The sequence below is a fragment of the Shouchella hunanensis genome (genome assembly GCF_028735875.1).
Taxonomy (GTDB): domain Bacteria; phylum Bacillota; class Bacilli; order Bacillales; family Bacillaceae_D; genus Shouchella; species Shouchella hunanensis.
In genome coordinates, this window is sequence record NZ_CP117834.1 from 116,094 (window position 1) to 135,802 (window position 19,709).

19 protein-coding genes are annotated in these 19,709 nt (G+C 40.4%); 5 read left to right on the plus strand and 14 right to left on the minus strand.

Going from position 1 to position 19,709, the window contains the following annotated elements; translation table 11 throughout:
• Nucleotides 1-37 precede the first annotated feature (37 nt).
• Nucleotides 38-877: a DUF2268 domain-containing putative Zn-dependent protease gene (locus tag PQ477_RS00710; protein ID WP_035397078.1), complete on the minus strand. Its 840-nt coding sequence runs from the start codon at nucleotides 875-877 to the stop codon at nucleotides 38-40.
• 163 nt (nucleotides 878-1,040) lie between these two features.
• Here PQ477_RS00710 and coaA point away from each other — a divergent pair, with 163 nt between their 5' ends.
• Nucleotides 1,041-1,991 (plus strand): type I pantothenate kinase, encoded by a 951-nt coding sequence (gene coaA / locus PQ477_RS00715; RefSeq protein ID WP_274272821.1) that lies wholly within the window; start codon nucleotides 1,041-1,043, stop codon nucleotides 1,989-1,991.
• A gap of 43 nt (nucleotides 1,992-2,034) precedes the next feature.
• Here the strand turns inward: coaA and PQ477_RS00720 are convergent, their stop codons facing one another.
• The gene (locus tag PQ477_RS00720) at nucleotides 2,035-2,688 is read right to left on the minus strand and encodes a CAP domain-containing protein (RefSeq protein WP_274272822.1); all 654 of its coding nucleotides are present in this window, start codon (nucleotides 2,686-2,688) and stop codon (nucleotides 2,035-2,037) included.
• A 379-nt stretch (nucleotides 2,689-3,067) separates the two neighbouring features.
• Here PQ477_RS00720 and PQ477_RS00725 point away from each other — a divergent pair, with 379 nt between their 5' ends.
• The 3 genes from PQ477_RS00725 to PQ477_RS00735 all read left to right on the plus strand — a co-directional run bounded on the left by PQ477_RS00725 (nucleotide 3,068) and on the right by PQ477_RS00735 (nucleotide 6,708).
• The gene (locus PQ477_RS00725) at nucleotides 3,068-3,661 is read left to right on the plus strand and encodes a cell wall hydrolase (RefSeq protein ID WP_274272823.1); all 594 of its coding nucleotides are present in this window, start codon (nucleotides 3,068-3,070) and stop codon (nucleotides 3,659-3,661) included.
• An 82-nt stretch (nucleotides 3,662-3,743) separates the two neighbouring features.
• On the plus strand, nucleotides 3,744-4,169 hold the full coding sequence (locus PQ477_RS00730) for a hypothetical protein (RefSeq protein ID WP_060703875.1): 426 nt from the start codon (nucleotides 3,744-3,746) through the stop codon (nucleotides 4,167-4,169).
• A gap of 79 nt (nucleotides 4,170-4,248) precedes the next feature.
• Entirely contained in the window at nucleotides 4,249-6,708 is a 2,460-nt protein-coding gene (locus tag PQ477_RS00735) for a CBS domain-containing protein (RefSeq protein WP_274272824.1), read from the plus strand.
• Between the two features lie 21 nt (nucleotides 6,709-6,729).
• Here PQ477_RS00735 and fabF read toward each other — a convergent pair whose 3' ends face one another.
• The 4 genes from fabF to PQ477_RS00755 all read right to left on the minus strand — a co-directional run bounded on the left by fabF (nucleotide 6,730) and on the right by PQ477_RS00755 (nucleotide 9,557).
• A complete protein-coding gene (gene fabF / locus PQ477_RS00740) occupies nucleotides 6,730-7,971 on the minus strand; it encodes a beta-ketoacyl-ACP synthase II (RefSeq protein ID WP_144559281.1) in 1,242 nt (413 codons plus the stop codon).
• 43 nt (nucleotides 7,972-8,014) lie between these two features.
• Nucleotides 8,015-8,950, minus strand: coding sequence for a beta-ketoacyl-ACP synthase III (locus PQ477_RS00745; protein ID WP_035395387.1), 936 nt, complete (start codon nucleotides 8,948-8,950; stop codon nucleotides 8,015-8,017).
• A 110-nt stretch (nucleotides 8,951-9,060) separates the two neighbouring features.
• Nucleotides 9,061-9,372, minus strand: a complete 312-nt coding sequence (locus tag PQ477_RS00750) for a hypothetical protein (protein ID WP_035395389.1) — start codon at nucleotides 9,370-9,372, stop codon at nucleotides 9,061-9,063.
• On the minus strand, nucleotides 9,369-9,557 hold the full coding sequence (locus PQ477_RS00755) for a ComZ family protein (protein WP_035395390.1): 189 nt from the start codon (nucleotides 9,555-9,557) through the stop codon (nucleotides 9,369-9,371). The genes PQ477_RS00750 and PQ477_RS00755 overlap by 4 nt, the downstream gene beginning before the upstream one ends.
• A gap of 145 nt (nucleotides 9,558-9,702) precedes the next feature.
• Between PQ477_RS00755 and PQ477_RS00760 the strand changes: the two genes are divergently transcribed.
• Nucleotides 9,703-11,307 carry a peptide chain release factor 3 gene (locus tag PQ477_RS00760; protein WP_144559282.1) on the plus strand — a complete coding sequence of 535 codons (1,605 nt, stop codon included), beginning with the start codon at nucleotides 9,703-9,705 and terminating at the stop codon, nucleotides 11,305-11,307.
• 26 nt (nucleotides 11,308-11,333) lie between these two features.
• Here PQ477_RS00760 and PQ477_RS00765 read toward each other — a convergent pair whose 3' ends face one another.
• From PQ477_RS00765 to PQ477_RS00800, 8 genes are all read right to left on the minus strand, one after another.
• On the minus strand, nucleotides 11,334-12,077 hold the full coding sequence (locus PQ477_RS00765; protein WP_274272825.1) for an STAS domain-containing protein: 744 nt from the start codon (nucleotides 12,075-12,077) through the stop codon (nucleotides 11,334-11,336).
• Nucleotides 12,064-12,723, minus strand: a complete 660-nt coding sequence (locus PQ477_RS00770) for a cobalamin B12-binding domain-containing protein (RefSeq protein WP_035395394.1) — start codon at nucleotides 12,721-12,723, stop codon at nucleotides 12,064-12,066. The genes PQ477_RS00765 and PQ477_RS00770 overlap by 14 nt, the downstream gene beginning before the upstream one ends.
• 101 nt (nucleotides 12,724-12,824) lie before the next feature.
• Nucleotides 12,825-13,493, minus strand: a complete 669-nt coding sequence (locus PQ477_RS00775; protein ID WP_274272826.1) for an NAD-dependent epimerase/dehydratase family protein — start codon at nucleotides 13,491-13,493, stop codon at nucleotides 12,825-12,827.
• 32 nt (nucleotides 13,494-13,525) lie between these two features.
• Nucleotides 13,526-14,182 (minus strand): alpha/beta fold hydrolase, encoded by a 657-nt coding sequence (locus tag PQ477_RS00780; protein WP_274272827.1) that lies wholly within the window; start codon nucleotides 14,180-14,182, stop codon nucleotides 13,526-13,528.
• A gap of 151 nt (nucleotides 14,183-14,333) precedes the next feature.
• Entirely contained in the window at nucleotides 14,334-14,513 is a 180-nt protein-coding gene (locus tag PQ477_RS00785) for a YjzC family protein (protein WP_035395400.1), read from the minus strand.
• A gap of 35 nt (nucleotides 14,514-14,548) precedes the next feature.
• Nucleotides 14,549-15,505 carry an ornithine carbamoyltransferase gene (argF, locus tag PQ477_RS00790; protein ID WP_144559286.1) on the minus strand — a complete coding sequence of 319 codons (957 nt, stop codon included), beginning with the start codon at nucleotides 15,503-15,505 and terminating at the stop codon, nucleotides 14,549-14,551.
• Nucleotides 15,481-18,639 (minus strand): carbamoyl-phosphate synthase (glutamine-hydrolyzing) large subunit, encoded by a 3,159-nt coding sequence (gene carB, locus PQ477_RS00795; RefSeq protein ID WP_274272828.1) that lies wholly within the window; start codon nucleotides 18,637-18,639, stop codon nucleotides 15,481-15,483. The genes argF and carB overlap by 25 nt, the downstream gene beginning before the upstream one ends.
• A complete protein-coding gene (locus PQ477_RS00800; RefSeq protein WP_144559288.1) occupies nucleotides 18,632-19,708 on the minus strand; it encodes a carbamoyl phosphate synthase small subunit in 1,077 nt (358 codons plus the stop codon). The genes carB and PQ477_RS00800 overlap by 8 nt, the downstream gene beginning before the upstream one ends.
• Nucleotide 19,709 lies beyond the last annotated feature (1 nt).

Sequence of the window (19,709 nt, forward strand, 5' to 3'; positions counted from 1 at the left end):
TTTCCTCCTCGCTAGTTTGTTCTTGATCACAGTATGGTCATGGCTTATCGTTCTTAAACCCATTTTCTATAGATCCATAGCGATAGATTTTTTCTGCAGGTGTTGTAAGAAGCCCAATCGTTTCTTCTTTTAAATGAGAGGCAGCCTGTTGACATAATTGATAGCCAAAGTAGTAGCCAAGCATAGGGGGTATGTGCTTTTTGGCATTTCCATATAAATGATCCTTATACCTTCTCCTGCCCTTTAATTGGAGCTTTTTATGAATAAAGATGACCGCCCATTTATCGTTCCATGTCTTGTCATATAAAGAAGTCCACGGTGCTAAATACGCTTCTCCTAACCATTCCTTCACAGCTAGCTCTGCCAATCCCTCCATTACCATCGATTCCAATAACGTAATGGTTTCTTCATTCTCTTTTGTATGAGACAACCTGCAAACATGGTGATATTCATGAATTAAAAGGGCAAAAAGATCGTTTGCTTCAATGGTTTCCGGAACAATTAAAACAATGCCATTTTGAAAACTGAGACCCATCATACCTTTCACATCGGTCTGTCTTTTCTTTAATTGCTCGTTGGCAAGTAAAAGATATACAGGTACATTTGGCCCATTCCAGGCCTCTTTTAGCTGTAAAAACTTTTCTTGCAAAACGGACCAATAGTTTTTAGTAATAAACAGAGAAAGTGCATCTGTATCTTTTATTGTAAATAAACCTACTTTCTCCAAATACATGGCCAGCTCCGTATCCGTTCCAAACTGAAAAAGCGGCTGCAACGGTTGAGCAAATAAACGTTGATACGTTAATTCACTGTCCTTCTGAGCACGAACATGCTTTAAAAACATTTCACCCCATTTATTTGTGCGAATAACAGCCATCTTCTCCTCCTTATGCTTTCTTACGTCTCCAATGGACAAACTTCTGTATAAAACATACGCTTTCATTTACACTATGCAAGAAAGACTCCGATCTTGATTATCCGATCTGACCATGCTACGCTTCTGATACACATGTTAAGAATTGGCCGTAAAGGAGATCCATATGACAACGGATGAGCTGACAAAAACACTAGATGCTTTTACACGGCTAACTCGAAAAGAGTGGGCCACATTGAATAAAGGATTGCGTTCAAATTTAACGGAACAAGAGCGAAAAGAGATAGAAGGAATTTATGAGACGATTTCCGCTTCTGAAGTAAACGATGTGTATATGCCATTATCTGAATTACTTTACAAACGAATGTATCATAATGTAAAACTACATCAAGATATGAATGAATTTTTACAAAGGAGCCGAAAACGGGTTCCCTTTATTATCGGCATCGCTGGAAGCGTCTCTGTTGGAAAGAGCACCACGGCTCGTTTAATTCAAGCACTTGCAAAAAGGTGGCCGAATCAACCAACTGTCTCGCTTGTGACAACCGATGGCTTTTTATATCCAAATGAGGTTCTAGAAGAAAGAGGTTTAATGAAACGAAAAGGGTTTCCGGAAAGTTATGATATTCGTCGACTGATCTCATTCCTAACTGAACTTAAATCTGGGGTAAATGAAGTTGAAGCGCCTGTCTATTCCCACCTAACATATAATATTGAAGCAGCTCAAACACAGAAAATCGTTCAACCTGATGTTGTCATTGTTGAAGGGATTAACGTTTTGCAAGTAAACCGCAAAGGAAAACGGATGCCGCCTCTATTCGTATCTGACTTTTTTGATTACAGTATTTATGTTGATGCTGATGAGGAAGACATTATTTCCTGGTATGTGGAACGATTTCACTTACTAAGAAATACTGCCTTTCAAGATCCAAGCTCTTACTTTCATCGCTACAAAAACTTAAATGATGCAGAGGCAACGGAAATGGCTAAATCGATTTGGCACTCAATTAACGGTGTAAATCTTGAGAAGAATATTAAGCCGACACGATTGCGCGCAGACTTAATCTTAACAAAAGGAAAGCAACATCAGGTTGAACACATTCAACTTCGAAAATAAAAAACACCTTGTTCCGTTAAAACGGAATAAGGTGTTTTTGTCATTACCCTTTAAACAATTGAACGAACATTTTTCCATAAGGACCGCCATCAACAATGCCGATTCCTACTTCTGAATAGTTACTACTTAAAATATTTTCTCTATGACCTTGAGAGTTCATTAAAGCAGTATGAGCTTGCTCAACCGTTTGATTTCCTGCCAAATTTTCACCAGCTGTCTGGTATGTAATACCAAAGTGGTCCATCATTTGAAAAGGAGAACCATAAGTAGGAGATTCATGAGCAAAATAGTTGTTGTCAATCATATCTTGAGCTTTCACACGAGCTACTTCTGTTAACTCTTGATCAATTTCAAGCGGAGCTAAGCCGCTTTCAGCGCGTGCTGAGTTAACAAGATCAACCATTTGCTGCTCTTCTTCGCTAACGTCGCTTGCTTCAGCAACCTCTTCACTAGCATCTGACTCTTCTTCTACTACTTCAGTTTCTGACTCTGGTGCCTCTTCTTCTACCTCAGGCTGTTGCCAATCGCCAGTAGACCAATTTATATCACCATATGATGGAGCTGAGGAAAAACAATCGCCACTCCATTGTATTGGTGCAGTGTTATATTGATGACCTGTTGACGCCTCTGCACGATCAACGTGGTTCAATCCTAGAGCTAGTGTTGCTACGAATGTTGCAATCGCAAGTTTCTTCATTCCAGTATCCTCCTAAAATAGATCAAGTTGCGTTGCCCAATTACTTGAGCACATGGCAATCCTAGCATAGCTTTTTTTTTGAGACGATGGAAAAATGTTCATGTGTATCCATGTTGAAATGAATTGTAATAGTGGTTTTGGCTCGATAATACAGGTCTTTTTTGCTGTCAACTTTTCTTTTTTTAACTGGAAATTGCGTCGATAATGTTATGAAGCTGTAATCTTTGTTTTATCTGTTACATACTTGTCATATTTGGTACAGACCCACTGCGATCATACTCTTCACTAATTGGAAAACATTCCTAGGTGCAACGGCTTCTTTTTTTGTTAAAGTTAGATCGTGCGTTTTTTACTAAACATTCTAGGAGTGAATCATGTTATGTTTAAAAAAATAACTCTTTCATTCGTTGCTTTTTTTGGTATCAGTTTGTTTTCATCTGCTTCAATAGATGGTAAAACGATTAAGCATCCGGTACAAGCTGGAGAATCACTGTATACAATTAGCGAACGTTATGGCGTATCACAAGCTTCTATCCAACGAATTAATCAGTTACAAACGAATCAGCTTGAAGCTGGAACTACCTTAACCATTCCGACAGCCATCACAGCTTCCGATCGTGAATGGATGGCGAAACTCGTTTATGCTGAAGCAAAAGGAGAATCCTATGAAGGAAAAGTCGCGGTAGCTACTGTTTTACTCAATCGACTCGACCACCAAGATTATCCTGATACAATGTATGATGTGATTCATCAAGTAACACCATCAGGTCACTATGCTTTTTCTCCTGTATTAGATGGTGCCATTCATAACGATGCCGATGAAGAATCACGTCGAGCTGTCAATGAAGCCATTGCTTATCGAGGGTTAGGTCAACAGTCCCTGTATTTTTATAATCCTGCTACCGCAACAAGTGGTTGGGTGGCTACAAGAGAGCAAACAATTGTTATTGGTAACCACGTCTTTGCAAAATAAATAGTGAAAAAACACATTGTCTGCAAAAGCAATGTGTTTTTTTCATAGATATGGGTATGGATAAACGAAAGAGGTGATTACATTGAAGACGATTACACGTTATGATCGAATGGTGGCTGGTGCTCTTAGTAGCCGTTTTGAACCACAAGGGGTTGAAACCATTAAGCGTATCTCAAAAACAAGTCCTACGTTACGAACAGCAAGATCCGTTTCTGAAAACGACATTTACAGTTATGGCTTCGCTTTTTATAAGAAAGAAGCGCAAAATCCTTCGAAACGAGCCTATTCGTTGCCGAATGAATCCCTTCATCTTTTGCAAAATCACTACATTTTTAACACTCTTTATCATAAAATCAAACCGTTCATTCACTCATTATCGACAAGCCCGTTTCACAATGATCAACAGCATGACATCAAAGTTCTCGCAACTCACATTCACGGGTTTAACGAAACATCGAAGCTGACACCCTTTGTTCAGGATGGCTTTGTTATCGACTCCTACCGATAAGAACAGCGGCTAAAACCGCTGTTTTTTTGTTATACTAATATGATAAGTGAATCGCCTAGGGCATGAAAGGAGTGGTGACATGAGGCTCATTGTTAGCCATACTAATCTTGATTTTGACGGGCTCGCCTCGTTAGTAGCTGCGCATAAATTCGATCCTAAAGCCGTTTTAGCGCTCCCACCTAGTCTAGGAGAGCGAGTAAAACAATTTTTACATTTTTACAGCGATTCCTTTGATTGGTACACGTATAAACAGATTGATTGGAGTAACGTCAGTGCTATTACGTATGTCGATTGCTCCACAGATGAGCGAGCGGGCGTTGCCTCTTTTTTAGTTAATAATGAAATCGAGCGTTCTTATATTGACCACCACCAATCAGAAGCTACTGGTGCAAATATTACATTATTACTCCAACCAATTATTCATCAAGGAATCGCCGTATCCCCTATAGAAGCTACGTTATTCGGCTTAGGCTTATATAGCGATACAAATCGACTTACAAATGATACTGTTACGATTGCCGACATGAAAGCGGCGGTCTTTTTACATGAAAATGGTATGGATTTAACGGTTATACGGGAGTTTTTACAAGCACATGCCGGCGAACACCCTTTGTTCAAGACACTTTTTAATGCGGTCGATATTCAGACGATTGCAGAAAAACGAATTGTTTTTTCAACTTGTATAGCCGATCAGTATATCGCCGATATCGCAACGGTAGTAGAAGAAATTCACAGCCTGTATGCACCAGATGCAACCATTGTTCTTTGCCAACTGCACCATCACACGTATATGATTGCACGCGCTACGAGTGCAGACATTCCCATTCAAATTCTTGCGCAACAGTTAGGTGGAAATGGGCATGATTATGCAGCTTCTGCCATTTGTCGAAACGAGCCACTCGCTAAAGCCTATGCAACCGTACGCCATTTGCTCACAGCGTGCATCCAAGTTAAAACCCCTATCCGTTCTATTATGCACTGGCCAGTTCAAACTTTTTTTGCTTCCTCTACTGTAGCGGAAGTATTTCATGAAAGTAACCACTTACCGTATAAGGGATTTCCTGTTGTGAATGATAGGAAGCAGGTTATAGGAATGCTAACAGCAGCAAAGCTTAAAAAGGCGATTGGTTTAAACCAAGGGACTGAATTAGTAGCATCAATCATGTCTAAAAAAGTTCTTACATTAAAGGCAACCGATTCAATTGAACAAGGAAAAAAAGTAATGATGGAAAACGAAATTGGTCGCATCCCCATTTGCCAGAGCGATGGAACATTAGAAGGAATCATTACTCGCAGTTCGATCATTACGAGTCCATTTGAACATCCGCCTCATTACAGCGATAGCGAACTCACTCGCTACTTCGGGGAGAAACGCTTTACCTTTTTGCGGAAAATTGGAGAGCTTGCTGATGCACAAGATGTGCAAGTATACATCGTTGGCGGTATTGTGCGTGATTTTATTTTAAACCGTCTTTCAAAGGATATTGATTTGGTTGTAGAAGGAGATGCGATTTCGTTTGCACGTACCCTCGCCAATCAATTTGGAGGAGAGGTACAACAACACGATCATTTCTTGACTGCCACGTGGATCATTCATAGCGTTCCCATTGATCTTGTAACAGCAAGAAGGGAACACTATCGCACACCCGGTGCTCTGCCAGACGTTCAACCAGCTAGCATAAAGGATGATTTAGCTCGCCGTGACTTTGCAATAAATGCGATTGCCGTTTCGCTTAACGCGTCCTGCTTTGGTGAAATATTGGATCCGTTTCAAGGTCGTCAACAGATTCAAGCAAAAACCGTTTCCGTTTTGCATCCATTAAGTTTTATTGAAGACCCGACACGCTTGTTTCGAGCACTTCGCTTTGCAAAAAGACTAGGCTTCCAATTAGGCGACGAAACAAAAAAACAGGCAAAGATAATGGGACATGCTATCCAGACTATTAGCAAGCAACGTCTTTATCATGAGTTGGAGCTCAGTCATAGAGAAGATCAGCTTCCTTGGTTGTTTAAAGCACTTAATGAATATCACGTTTGGAAAATCTTCTTTGGTGCAAACATGAGTGAAAATGCGTATAAACACATTCAACACTTGTTTCGTGAAGGTGTTAACGAATCCATTTTTTTGGCTATTGCCGCCATTGCTTACGAGCAACATTCGTTAGAGTCCCTGCACGCATTCGCATTAACCAAGTTAACTAAAAAGCTTTTAACCGATATCCAACTTATTGAAGACTATCAAGACGAAACCTCTCTCGACAACTTACATGGCTCACTTTTTTCAGTAAAGGACGCCGCCATTTTCTTTTTTATTACCCTACCAAATAAAGAGAATGCGATGCTGTCACAGTATCGGAATGCACGAGAGATGCTAACACCTCTCGTTACTGGAAGAGATTTAATTGCACTAGGGTTTAAGCCGAGTCCACTCTTCTCAACATGGCTTTTAGACATTGAAAAACGACAGTTAACTGGAGAAATAAAAACGAAAGCAGATGCGCTAGCATGGGTAAGCAAAAAAAACAAGCATGAGAGCTAATTCTCATGCTTGTTTTTATTACTACTCTTCAAAGCGTTTAAAGACGAGGGATGTGTTATGCCCTCCAAACCCTAATGAGTTGCTTAATACAGCTTCTACATTCATTTTGCGTGCTTCATTTGGTACATAATCTAAATCACACGCTGGGTCTGGTTCCTCTAAGTTAATTGTCGGTGGGACAATCCCTTCTTCTATTGCTTTAACAGAAAAGATTGCTTCTACTGCACCTGCAGCACCAAGCAAGTGACCTGTCATCGATTTTGTCGAGCTAACAGCTACTTTATACGCATAGTCACCTAACACCGTTTTAATCGCGTTTGTTTCATAAGGATCGTTTAAATCCGTACTTGTTCCATGTGCATTAATGTAGCTAATTTGCTCATTCTTTAAACCAGCATCTGCAATTGCAGCTGCCATTGCACGAGCTCCACCCTCACCATCTGGTGCTGGCGCCGTCATATGATGTGCATCACCAGTAGAGCCGTAACCAACGATCTCAGCATAGATTTTCGCTCCACGGGCTTTCGCAGACTCTAAGCTTTCTAAAATAAGAATTCCCGCACCTTCACCCATGACAAAACCACTTCGATTTACATCAAACGGTCGTGACGCTTTCTCCGGATTATCAGACGTTGTAATGGCCTTTGCAGATGAGAATCCGGCTACTGCCATGTTTGTAATAGGTGCTTCACTTCCACCAGCAATCATAGCATCTGCATCGCCACGCTGGATTGTTTTAAACGCATCACCAATTGAGTTTGCGCCAGAAGCACATGCTGTTACAGAGCAAGAGTTAGGTCCTTTTGCCCCAGTAAAAATGGAGACTTGACCACTTGCCATGTCAGGAATCATCATTGGCACAAAAAATGGACTTACCCGTCTTGGACCTTTTTCAAGTAATGTCCGAAACTGTGTTTCATACGTTTCCATTCCACCTATACCGGAACCAATCCATACACCGACACGTGCAGCATTATCATCGTTTATTTCTAGTCCCGAGTCGGCAAGTGCCTGTTTTGCCGAGGCCACGGCAAATTGTGTAAAGCGGTCCATGCGTCTTGCTTCTTTTTTATCAATAAAATCCGCTGGATCGAAGTCATTAATTTCGGCAGCTACTTTCATTGGATAAGACTCCGCATCAATCCTTGTTAAATAACCAATCCCTGACTTGCCAGCAATAGCGGCTTCCCAAGAGCTTGCTGCATTTAGTCCCAATGGTGTAACAGCACCAATACCTGTAACAACTACTCGTCGTTTCTCCACTATAGTTCGCTCCTTTATTTACGTTTAATAATCTAACTTTTCATTAACGTCCCCAGCGCAAAGCAACAGAACCCCATACAAGACCTGCTCCAAAGCCTACTAGCACTAGTACATCACCGTCTTTAATTTTCCCAGCCTCAAGTTCCTCTACCATAGCCATTGGAATGGATGCGGATGAGGTATTTCCAAATTTATTTACGGTGACTGACATTTTTTCTTTCGGTAATTCTAATCGTTCACGAGATGCTTCCATAATTCGAATATTCGCTTGGTGAGGAACAAGGAAATCAACATCTTCCTTTGTTAAGCCAGCTTTCGTTAGTGCTCGAATGGATGAATCTCCCATTTGACGAACAGCAAACTTAAATACTTCGCGACCATTCATTTCAATAAATTCATTTTTCTTATTAATATGCATGCCGCCAGATCCATCTGAACCTAGGTCAAATGCTAGGATACCACGATCTTCTGAGACTGGTCCTACGACACACGCACCTGCTCCATCACCAAATAGAACGGCTGTATTTCGATCGTTCATATCAGTTACTTTTGTTAACTTCTCCACGCCTATAACAAGAACATGTTGATAAGCACCTGTTTCAATAAACTGTTGTGCTGTAGCAATTCCGTATATAAAACCAGCGCAAGCAGCACTAATATCCATTGCTGCTGCTTTTGTCGCCCCTAAGCGATTTTGTACAATCGACGATACACTTGGAAACGGCATGTCAGGTGTAACAGTTGCAACTAAAATTAAATCAATCTCTTCTGCCTTTACTTCTGCCGATTCAAGGGCTTTTCTTGCTGATTGATAAGCCATTTCTGACGTTTCTACGTCTTCAGCAAAACGTCGTTCTTCAATACCGGTTCTTGTACGAATCCATTCATCTGACGTTTCTAAAAAGGATTCAAAATCTTTATTTGTAACTACTTTTTCAGGAACAAAGCGTCCCATACCGAGTAAGCCTGCTTTAGCCATGGATATTCCCCTTCCATATCGAACAGAAATTAGTACCTGATACTAATATTAGCAAACAATTTAAGAAACTGTCTAGTACTAATTCTATTCAATTAGAATGGAACCCTTTTTTAAACGTCATTTAGCCCTTTTAACAGCGCCTCAAACCATTTATCCAAATCTGTTTTCATCTTCTCTTCCGCTTCATTTGCAGCCGTTTGCTGTTTTATTTTTTCATACGAAGACATAAAAGGTTCGATTTGACCTGTTTTAAATTGAGCGACTGCATAATAATAGAAGATTTGAATTGGTAAGTGATCCGCTTGCTCTAACATGCCAATAAATGGCGCCATCGTCTCTAGTCCTTTATCATACTCACCTTTCTTTATGTATGAAATCCCTTCCTGAACCGGCTTCATAAAGCGCTGCAATGGCTGTGTCATGCTTCTTCGCTATCTTTCTGCCCTAACTCATACGCTTCATTCATCACTTTGGTAAACAATGCTAACATGGGCTGCAAATCGTCAAATCCTAGTTCAATCCCTTTTCCTTCTAACAATTCTTTAGCCTCTGGCACATATTTCATTGCAATCTGCATAAATGCCATGTTTTTTTCTTGTTCAGTCATCTGTACAGCCTCCTTTTTATCTTTCTTAACGTAACTGATTGTATTTTGATTCGCAAGTGAATTGCCCCAATCTAAAAAAGGAAAGTGAAACGGAAAGAAAAACTTGTTATAATAGGTAAATCGACGTTTGGAAATGAGGATGAACATGAACGGAACATTAACAGATAAAATTAATTCAAGACGCACATTTGCGATTATTTCTCACCCAGATGCAGGAAAAACAACGCTTACGGAAAAACTATTGCTTTTTGGTGGTGCGATTCGTGAAGCTGGAACTGTAAAAGGAAGAAAGAACGCGAAACATGCAACAAGTGATTGGATGGAAATAGAAAAGCAACGTGGGATATCTGTAACAAGCTCTGTACTTGAATTTTTGTACAACGGCTACCATGTCAATATTTTGGATACACCAGGACACGAAGACTTTTCAGAAGATACGTATCGGACTTTAACTGCTGCTGATTCAGCAACCATGTTAATTGATGCCGCTAAAGGAGTAGAAGCCCAAACAAAGAAATTGTTTAAAGTGTGTAAGCTTCGCGGTATCCCCATTTTTACGTTTATTAATAAATTGGATCGACAAGGTAGAGACCCGTTTGAACTAATGGAAGAACTTGAAAATCTGCTAGGAATTCGATCTTTTCCAATGGGATGGCCAATTGGGATGGGCCAGTCATTCAAAGCCGTTTACGATCGTGTAAATAAACGTTTAGAACTCTACAACCCAAACAACCCGAAGGATATTGATATTATTAGCGTCACTGGTCCAGATGATCCGAAAATTGACGAAGTTGTTAAAGACGAAGGGCTTGTACAGCAATTTCGTGAAGAGTTAGAGCTTCTTGACGTAGCTGGTGATGAGTACGATTTAGAGCGAATTAACAATGGCGAGCTCACACCTATTTTCTTCGGATCCGCTATTTCTAGTTTTGGAGTACAGACTTTTCTTGAACACTTCTTAAGCTTATCACCTGCGCCTAGCCCTCGCGATAGTTCTATTGGAACGATCGACCCGATGGAACGCGAACAATTCTCTGGCTTTATATTTAAAGTACAAGCGAATATGAATGCCAAACACCGTGATCGGGTAGCGTTTTTACGGATAACGTCAGGTACATTTAAGCGAGGCATGTCTGTTAAGCATGTCCGAACGAATAAACCATTGAAACTTGCACAGCCTACACAATTTTTGGCGCAAAGTCGGAGCATTGTAGACGAGGCGTATGCGGGTGATATTATTGGCTTATTTGACCCAGGGCATTTCCGGATTGGCGACACATTGGTTGAAGGCGATTCATTTGAATTTAGCGAGATGCCACACTTTTCACCTGAGCATTTTTCAGCTATCACAGTAAAAGAAGCGCTTAAGCATAAATCGTATGAAAAAGGGCTACAGCAGCTGACAGAAGAAGGGGCTATCCAGCTCTTTCGTACGTATAATAAATACGTTGAACAACAAATTGTTGGCGTTGTTGGCGTTCTTCAGTTTGAAGTGCTCGAACATCGATTGAAAAGCGAGTATCATGTAGATATTCAAATGAGCCGTCAGCCATTTTCTTTTGCACGTTGGATTGATGGTGATGAAAAAGAGTTGAGCGTATTTAAAGAAAAACAGCGAAATTTAGTTACAGATCGTGAAGATCGTATCGTTGCTTTATTTGAAAATGAATTTCAAATGCGGACAGCGCAGGAAAAATACCCTAACCTACAGTTTTATGAAAACTCGTTTTATAAGAAAACCGTTGAATAAAAAAACCAGCCAAATGGCTGGTTTTTTTACATATGCTTACGAATCATTTCAGCTAAACTACCGTTAAATTGAGTTCGTTTCTGAATATCATTTCCGTGTAATAGCTGTGCATGTTCTGGTCTTAAACCGATAACTCGTGTTTCAATTCCCATGATTTGTAGAGCTTGGACTAAACGTAGCAACTCTCTCATCCCTAGGTTAGTGATGTTACCAACACCACTAAAGTCGAAGAAAAGATAGTCATAATCGGCTTGATACACATTTTTTGAGATGACTCCCTGATTTTGCTTAATTAAATGTTCATCTAAGTCACCAAAAAACGGTACAAATGCAAGCTCAGCTGATATGGCAATAAACGGAGCTGAAAGTTGTTTAATCATACTTAAAGATTCTTCAAGCTCTTCTTTTTTCTCAAGCAGTTCAAAGTCTGTCTGTGCCAAGCGTCTGCTTTGCTTTTGAACCTTTTCAATCAGCTCTGTTAAGTTTCCATCTTGTTTAATACAAATAATATGGAAACGCTCTTCGTCCCAATGTGCAAACAATGTATGCAGTACATAAGGAGCTTCTATTGTATCCATATTTAATTCGATCTTCCCGTTTTCTTGTTTAGAAAGAAAGCGGGTTACTTTATCCACACTTCCTATATCTAAAAGATCGATAAACGAATCAGCTAGTTTAAACGCTTGTTTAGCTACAGTGGATCGATTCAAAATTCGATACGTTTCGTCTAACTCAAAATAGGGAACTGGTAAACGATTAATTGCGGACATCCGCACTCACCCCTAATTGTCTTTCCTGCCATTTAGCTAGTTCTGTTAAGTTTCCAATTAATACGGTCTGATTATTACAGAGCGGACTTAAGTCGTACATTGAGACAAGTCGTCCACCAATTACAATCGTTGGTTTATGGGGTAATTTTTCTAACGTATCAACATACAAATTCAAACTACGGGCGTGATAGGGAATAGACACTGAAATGGCAATGGCATCGGGCTGCCATTTCTTCGCCATCATCTCCGCTTGCTCGAGGGGGACACTTGCTCCTAATAGACGTGTCGTCCAGCCAAGCTCTTCCAATAAACAGGCGCACATTTTGATGCCTAGATCATGTTGCTCTTGATCTAAACATAGAAACATGACGCTTTTACCGTTTTTAGGCGCTCGCCATTTTCGTATATAATAGTGATAGCGTGTCAATACAAAATCGCACGTTGACGTAGCTAAGTGCTCATCAGCAATTGTAATTCGATTCTGTTCCCATAGCCATCCAGTATGAACCATTGCTTTCGTTAATAATTTTTCATATATCCAAATACTATCATACCCAGCATCAGAAAGGCGACGGACACAATTCCAAGCACGATCTTCATCTCCATCAAGCAAGGCGTCTACTAACACTTCCCATGACTGCTCCATTAAACGTTCCGCCTCCTCCCAACCATTGTCCTTATTTACCTAGTTTAAGAGTAAAGGTTTTGTCCTACGAACGCAAGTACGAACAGCTGCTGGAAAACCAGTTATTTTAAGTCATTTTGTCGGATCCACTTTTTTTCTGCCTCCTTGTATGCTCTGCGCCCCTCATCAAGAGACCATTTTGGCGAAAAAGGGAGAAAGTCCTCATTTTCTTCGTCACTTCCAATTACCGAATACGTCCCATTCTCTTTTTCAATAGCAGCATACACATAATCCACTAAATCGTTAATGTAAAGCAAATCCCGATTGCCTTGATTTATTTGTTCATCAATATACGAAAACGATAGATTGCTGTGTAATCCGTACGCTTGTGGACTACGCAAAATAATAAGAGAGAATGGTGTGGAAGATGCCAATGCCTTTATCTCTTCTTCCATTGTGGTGCGCGTTTCCCCTTTTCTTGTTGTTGATAGATAAAGCAGACGATCATGCTGATGTAAGCCAGAAGCAAATGCGAGTACTTCTTCTTTCTTTTCATTATCTGCGACGTACACATAAGTAGCATTATCGCTTAACGGTCTAAACTCGTTTACGTTTTTATGGATAAACGTAAAGTGTGCATTCCTCCCCATACTCATTTCAATCATTTGTTTTTCCTGTGTCTTTTCTACCATGTGGTCAACAGCGACCACTTCCCAACCTTCATCAAGAAATTTCGCGCACACATGACTCCCAATAAAACCCAAACCACCAATAACCGTTAGTTGATTCATTTTACTAACTCCTTTCCTTCGTCAGAGCACCATTACGTTGCTGAGATAAAGGTTTGATAAAAACCACTTAGCTCGTTCGCCAACGTGCGAGTTCCAGATAAATTCACTTTCGTTGACTCTTCTGCGCTGTCTCTTTTCACATGCTGTAAAAACGACTGGACTGGTAAATGGTAGGCTGTAAATAGTTTTGTATCCAAATTTGCTACTATCTTTCTATCACAATGCTTTAACCCATATTGTCTACTCATTTCTTTTTTAAATCGTTTTAACGTGACCTCGTCATCTTGGTAATGAAGAAAACAGTCTTCTAAGGACAAGAGTGGATTAATAAAGGCTGCAGCTCGTATATGAATGTCATCTGAGCAACATAACTGCTGCGCTATAAGCGCCCCTGTTCCTTCCGCACATAAGAATATTTTTTCGTTAATGGTTTCTTGACGCAATAAAAGCTGAATTAAATGTTCAGCATGCTTTACCGCTTTTTTTGAACCCCATTCAGCAATTAAGAGCCCTGAAGAAAATACGGTATACCCTTTTTTTACAAATGGATCAATAAAGTGCTCAGCATGACCTGAATGGAGGGTTTGATAATCAAGTAACATAAATATGGCATAGCCGTTAGGCTTCTCCGGAATACAATAGCTATTTTTACAGCCATTTAAGTCAATGTAGCGGACATAAACAGGCATAGTGTCCATCTCTCCTGAACGATATAGATTCGTAATAGCTTATGTTTTTCCAGCAAAAAGTGAAAGCAAATTAGAAAAGAAATTCATCAATCCATAAAAAAAAGCTATACACACCTATTGAAAGGGTGTACAGCTTGGTCATGTGAGATGGTTATGGCTTACGTTTTTGCGTCCATTTTCGATCATCATTTGTTAATTCTGGAAAAACATCTCCAGCTTGCAAATGAACCGATTTTGGACGAGTAACCATACTTCCGGTTTCACCAATTTCGACGTAAATTCCATTATTAGGCGCTTTTTGTCCAGCAGTAAATTGTTTGTTTTGGCCCATTTCTCCACCACCTTTAACAAAAAGGATTCCCTACACTAGCATCCATTATGTGAAATTACAGAGGCCAAAATAGCTTTTTGAACATGAAGTCGATTTTCTGCTTGATCGTATACAACAGATTGTGCACTATCAATGACTCCGCTTGTCACTTCTTCATCTCGATGTGCAGGAAGACAATGCATAAATATCGCCTTCGAATCAGCTTCAGCCATTAAGCCTTCATTTACTTGATAGGGTTTCAAGTCTTGACTATGTTTGCTTTGCTCGTTTTCATAACCCATACTCGTCCATACGTCTGTATAGATGATGTCAGCTCCTTTAGCCGCGACGAGTGGATCCTGCTCCACCTTAATGATCGCACCGGTCTCCTTTGCTTGTTCCTTCGCTCGAACGAAAATTTCGCTATCGACTTCGTAACCATCAGGGCTTGAAATCGTAACATTCATCCCTGTTTTGGCACCCACAGCCATTAAAGAGTGAGCTACATTGTTTCCATCACCAACATATACAAGGGTGAGGCCTTTCAAAGCCCCTTTTTTCTCTTTAATCGTCAGAGCATCAGCAAGCGCTTGACAAGGGTGATAGGCGTCTGTTAAAGCGTTAATAACAGGAACCGTTGCATGGGTTGCAAATTCCTCTACAGTTTGATGTGAGTTCGTTCGAATCATGATGGCGTCAACATAACGAGATAGTACATTTGCCGTATCTTTTATTGGCTCTCCTCGACCAATTTGTAAGTCTTTCGGGCTTAAAAATAATGCATGCCCACCTAATTGTGTCATCCCTACCTCAAACGACACTCGAGTTCTTGTTGACGCGTTCTCAAAAATCATACCGAGTGATTTCCCGCGTAAAAGTTCGTTTAACTCTCCCTTTTGAGTCGCTTGTTTTAATTCACTTGCTTTCATTAATAAATAATCAATTTCCTCGACGGTATAGTCAAGCAAGGTTAACATATGTTTTCCGGTTAAATTGATGGCAGTGCTTTGCATAGTGTCGACTCCTTTTTCACATTTAATGGGTCTCGCCACTCCGCTATTGACTTTAATCGGAAGGACGGATGATCATAATAATAAAGACTGGCAGCAACGGTAGCTTGTTCTGTAAAGACCGACAATTGCTGTGCAAGCGCTTGATGGCGATACCTTTCATTGCCTGGTTGCCCTGGTAGTGTTAGGTCAATTAGCGCCTTCGCGCCAGTTGTTTCAATCCACTTTTCAAATTGGTCCGTTTCAATGGTAAAGCCAGCTTCTTGCAGTAAAGGTGAGACGTATTCTTCTATGCCAGCTTCTACCTGTAAGAAAACGGATTTGTTCAGATGATCTTCAAACAATGATGGCAACGTCTCAAATGGTGCACTTACTTTCGCTAGAGCCTCTTCTGGCGTTTCACCGATCATTAATAATTCTCCCGTTGATTTCATTTCTGCTCCTAATTTTGGATCAAGACCAGACAATTTCCCGTATGAGAATACAGGTGCTTTAGCCGCAAAGAAGGACGGCTTCTGTTTTCTTATAGGAAGCTGATCAATGGTTTCCCCTAGCATTAATCTTGTTGCATAAGCAACAAATGGTTCACCTGTTAGCTTTGCGAGGAGTGGCACTGTACGAGAAGCACGAGGATTTACTTCAATAACATAAATGTCCTCTCCTTGCACAACAAATTGAATGTTAAAAATGCCCTTGAAGGCCATCGCATCGGCTAGTTTTTTGGCGATGATTTCTAAACGATTCTGAATCGCATTGCTTACACGATAAGGTGGCGTAATAGCCAAACTATCGCCAGAGTGAACGCCTGCTTGTTCCACATGTTCAAACATACCAGCGACATAAATCTCTTCTCCATCTGTTAACACATCCACATCTATTTCAACACCTTGTACATACGTATCCATAAGGAGTGGAAATAACCCTTTATACGGATGATCCTTTAAATAATCTTCCACTTGTTCTTTCGTTTGTAATATGGCCATCCCTTGACCTCCAATAACAAACGAAGGTCGCACTAACATTGGAAATGTTGCTTCATCACAATAATCGAACGCTTCCTCTATCGATGAAACGGCCACACCAGGAATCGGTTCCACGCCAATTGTTGAAAGTAATGTATAAAAAGCATCACGTTCTTCCAGCTCATCTACACAAGCGGAAGAAACACCAAATACATGAATTCCTGCTTGTTCAAGCTCCTTTGTCAGTTTTATGCCAGTCTGACCACCTAGCGTTACAACAACGCCTTCAACATGTTCATGATTTACAATAGCCACTACATCTTCAAGAGCGAGAGGTTCAAAGTAAAGGCGGTCTGCGGTCATGTAGTCTGTGCTAACAGTCTCTGGGTTGTTATTAATGATAATGGCTTCATAACCAAGCTCACGAATCGTCTTTGCGCCATGAACGGAACAATAATCAAATTCAATCCCCTGACCAATTCGAATAGGGCCTGAACCAATAATGATAATTTTTTTGTTGGGTGAAGGAAGACTTTCATTTTCGCCAAAGTAGCTTGAATAAAAGTAAGGTGTTTGTGCTTCAAATTCTCCAGCACATGTATCAACCATCTTATAAACAGGTTTGATTCCCATTTCTAGACGCGTGTCTCTTACTTCCACTTCAGTGACTCCCCATAGATTGGCTACGTTTTGATCGGAAAAACCTGCTTTTTTGTAGTCTTCCATTTGGCTTTTCGTTACAGATTGTAAAGAACCGGCCTTCAAATCGTTCTCTACTTCAATTAGGCTTGCAAAACGTTGCAAGAAAAAGCGATCTATTTTCGTTTCTTGATGAAGCTCTTCAACATTTATTCCACGGCGAAGAAGTTCAAACAGAATAAAGAGGCGACGATCATCAGCTTGACTCATTAACGTCCAAAGGTAGGACGTCTCGTCTTTATCAAACTCGCCTCTTGCTAAATCTTCAATACCAATCTCCAGTGACCGAATGGCCTTTTGCAGCGCAGCACCAAAAGACCGCTCAATTGCCATCACTTCACCTGTAGCTTTCATTTGTGTCCCGAGGGTTCGATCAGCTTGATAAAATTTATCAAATGGCCAGCGTGGAAATTTTACAATGCAATAATCCAAGGCTGGTTCAAAGCTTGCGTACGTGTGACCTGTAACAGGATTTAACAGTTCGTGTAAGTGATAACCAACCGCTAACTTGGCAGCAATACGGGCAATGGGATATCCTGTTGCCTTTGATGCAAGTGCCGAAGAACGTGAAACCCGAGGATTCACTTCAATTAAGTAATATTGATCACTATGCGGATCAAGCGCAAATTGAATATTACAACCACCGATAATGCCTAGCGCGCGAATGATTTTTGTTGAAGCCGAACGAAGCATTTGATAATCCCGGTCAGTCAACGTTTGTGATGGTGCTACAACAATTGAATCTCCTGTGTGAATGCCAACTGGGTCAATGTTTTCCATATTACAAATCGTAATACACGTATCGTTCGAATCACGCATCACTTCATACTCAATTTCTTTAAACCCTGCAATGCTTTTTTCAATCAAGCATTGATTAATCGGGCTCTGTCTAATTCCATTGGCCACAATTGTACGCAACTGATTCACATTCTGGGCAATTCCGCCCCCGGAACCACCAAGGGTATAGGCAGGTCTAACAATAATAGGAAAATCAATTTTCTCAGAAAAAGCAACGGCTTCTTCAACCGTGTGGATAATGTCACTTTCAGGGACAGGTTCTTGTAATTCATTCATTAAATCACGGAATCGTTCTCGATCCTCCCCTTTTTTTATTGACTCAATGGGTGTGCCCAACAAGCTCACGCCATATTTCTCAAGGGTTCCTTCATCATGAAGTTTTAACGCTAAATTTAATCCTGTTTGACCACCAAGCGTAGCCAATAGACCATCTGGTTTTTCTTTTTTTATAATATTTTCTACTGTCGCAGCCGTCAATCGTTCAAAATAAACAACATCAGCACAGTGCTCATCTGTCATAACGGTTGCTGGGTTAGGGTTTAGTAAAATTACGCGAATGCCTTCTTCTTTTAATGCAAGACATCCTTGTGTCCCCGCATAATCAAATTCTGCTGCCTGACCAATCACAATGGGTCCTGATCCGATGACTAACACGCTTTTTATGGAATGGTTATGCATATAGATGATCTCTCTCCTTTAGCGCCACAGTTTGAATAAACTCATCAAAAATGGCGTTTGAATCCATTGGTCCGGGGCTTGCTTCTGGGTGAAATTGTACTGTCATGATTGGTAAATGCTTGTGCATAAGCCCCTCAACGCTTTTATCGTTCACATTAACATAGCGAACGTCAAAATCAGTCTTTTGAATGGATGCCTCGTTTACAACGTAACTATGATTTTGACTTGTCATATAGACTCGGTTCGTTTGATAGTCCAAAACGGGTTGATTTGCTCCTCGGTGACCGAACGTTAGTTTTTCTGTTTCACCGCCAAACGCTAAAGCTAAAAGCTGATGACCTAGGCAAATCCCTAATGATGGATACGTAGTTGCCAGTTCATAGATAGTCGTTAAACAGGATTCTAGTTTTTTGGGGTTTCCGGGACCATTTGAGAAGATCAGTCCATCTGGTTTTAAAGCATCAATGGCTTCTTTTTTTGTCTCATAAGGCACTACGGTTACTTTCATTCCTTTTGCGACAAGTTCAATGGCAATAGACTGTTTATAACCGTAATCGATAAGAACAATGTGTTTTGTTCCTTCCTCGTTGAAGATCTTTTGATCTTTCGTACTGACAAATGGGACAACATCTTTGTGTTCAAGTCCTTCGTTTTCTTTAACTGACTGACTAGCGTCTGTTGTCATTGTTGCTTTCATATCTCCATGTTTACGAATACGTTTGACGATTGCTCTTGTATCTACTTGCGTCATATATGGAATGCCATGTTTTTCTAAGTACATACAAAAGCTCTCTACTTGACTATAATGGGAAGGATTTTCCTCTACTTCAGCTAAAATGACGCCCTCTACTTTCGGACCTTCGCTTTCAAAATCCCTTTCATTTACGCCATAGTTTCCAATCATTGGATACGTAAAGACAACAATTTGTCCTTTAAATGAAGGGTCACTAACTACTTCTTGATAACCCGTCATTCCTGTAAAGAAGACAATTTCTCCGTTAACAGGTTCCTTCCCGTGCCACAAACCTTCAAATTGCTCTCCACTCTCTAATAAAACGTACCCTTTCACA

What these genes read in the sequence shown, in the direction of transcription:
- PQ477_RS00720 (WP_274272822.1), bottom strand. Translation starts at nt 2,688, where the DNA reads ATGAAGAAACTTGCGATTGCAACATTCGTAGCAACACTAGCTCTAGGA.
- carB (WP_274272828.1), bottom strand. Translation starts at nt 18,639, where the DNA reads ATGCATAACCATTCCATAAAAAGCGTGTTAGTCATCGGATCAGGACCC.
- PQ477_RS00755 (WP_035395390.1), bottom strand. Translation starts at nt 9,557, where the DNA reads ATGACTGAACAAGAAAAAAACATGGCATTTATGCAGATTGCAATGAAA.
- PQ477_RS00785 (WP_035395400.1), bottom strand. Translation starts at nt 14,513, where the DNA reads ATGGGCCAAAACAAACAATTTACTGCTGGACAAAAAGCGCCTAATAAT.
- coaA (WP_274272821.1), top strand. Translation starts at nt 1,041, where the DNA reads ATGACAACGGATGAGCTGACAAAAACACTAGATGCTTTTACACGGCTA.
- PQ477_RS00760 (WP_144559282.1), top strand. Translation starts at nt 9,703, where the DNA reads ATGAACGGAACATTAACAGATAAAATTAATTCAAGACGCACATTTGCG.
- PQ477_RS00745 (WP_035395387.1), bottom strand. Translation starts at nt 8,950, where the DNA reads ATGGCTAAAGCAGGCTTACTCGGTATGGGACGCTTTGTTCCTGAAAAA.
- PQ477_RS00770 (WP_035395394.1), bottom strand. Translation starts at nt 12,723, where the DNA reads ATGGAGCAGTCATGGGAAGTGTTAGTAGACGCCTTGCTTGATGGAGAT.
- argF (WP_144559286.1), bottom strand. Translation starts at nt 15,505, where the DNA reads ATGCAAAGCACTGCCATCAATTTAACCGGAAAACATATGTTAACCTTG.
- PQ477_RS00780 (WP_274272827.1), bottom strand. Translation starts at nt 14,182, where the DNA reads ATGCCTGTTTATGTCCGCTACATTGACTTAAATGGCTGTAAAAATAGC.
- PQ477_RS00765 (WP_274272825.1), bottom strand. Translation starts at nt 12,077, where the DNA reads ATGTCCGCAATTAATCGTTTACCAGTTCCCTATTTTGAGTTAGACGAA.
- PQ477_RS00735 (WP_274272824.1), top strand. Translation starts at nt 4,249, where the DNA reads ATGAGGCTCATTGTTAGCCATACTAATCTTGATTTTGACGGGCTCGCC.
- PQ477_RS00750 (WP_035395389.1), bottom strand. Translation starts at nt 9,372, where the DNA reads ATGACACAGCCATTGCAGCGCTTTATGAAGCCGGTTCAGGAAGGGATT.
- PQ477_RS00725 (WP_274272823.1), top strand. Translation starts at nt 3,068, where the DNA reads ATGTTTAAAAAAATAACTCTTTCATTCGTTGCTTTTTTTGGTATCAGT.
- PQ477_RS00775 (WP_274272826.1), bottom strand. Translation starts at nt 13,493, where the DNA reads ATGAATCAACTAACGGTTATTGGTGGTTTGGGTTTTATTGGGAGTCAT.
- PQ477_RS00710 (WP_035397078.1), bottom strand. Translation starts at nt 877, where the DNA reads ATGGCTGTTATTCGCACAAATAAATGGGGTGAAATGTTTTTAAAGCAT.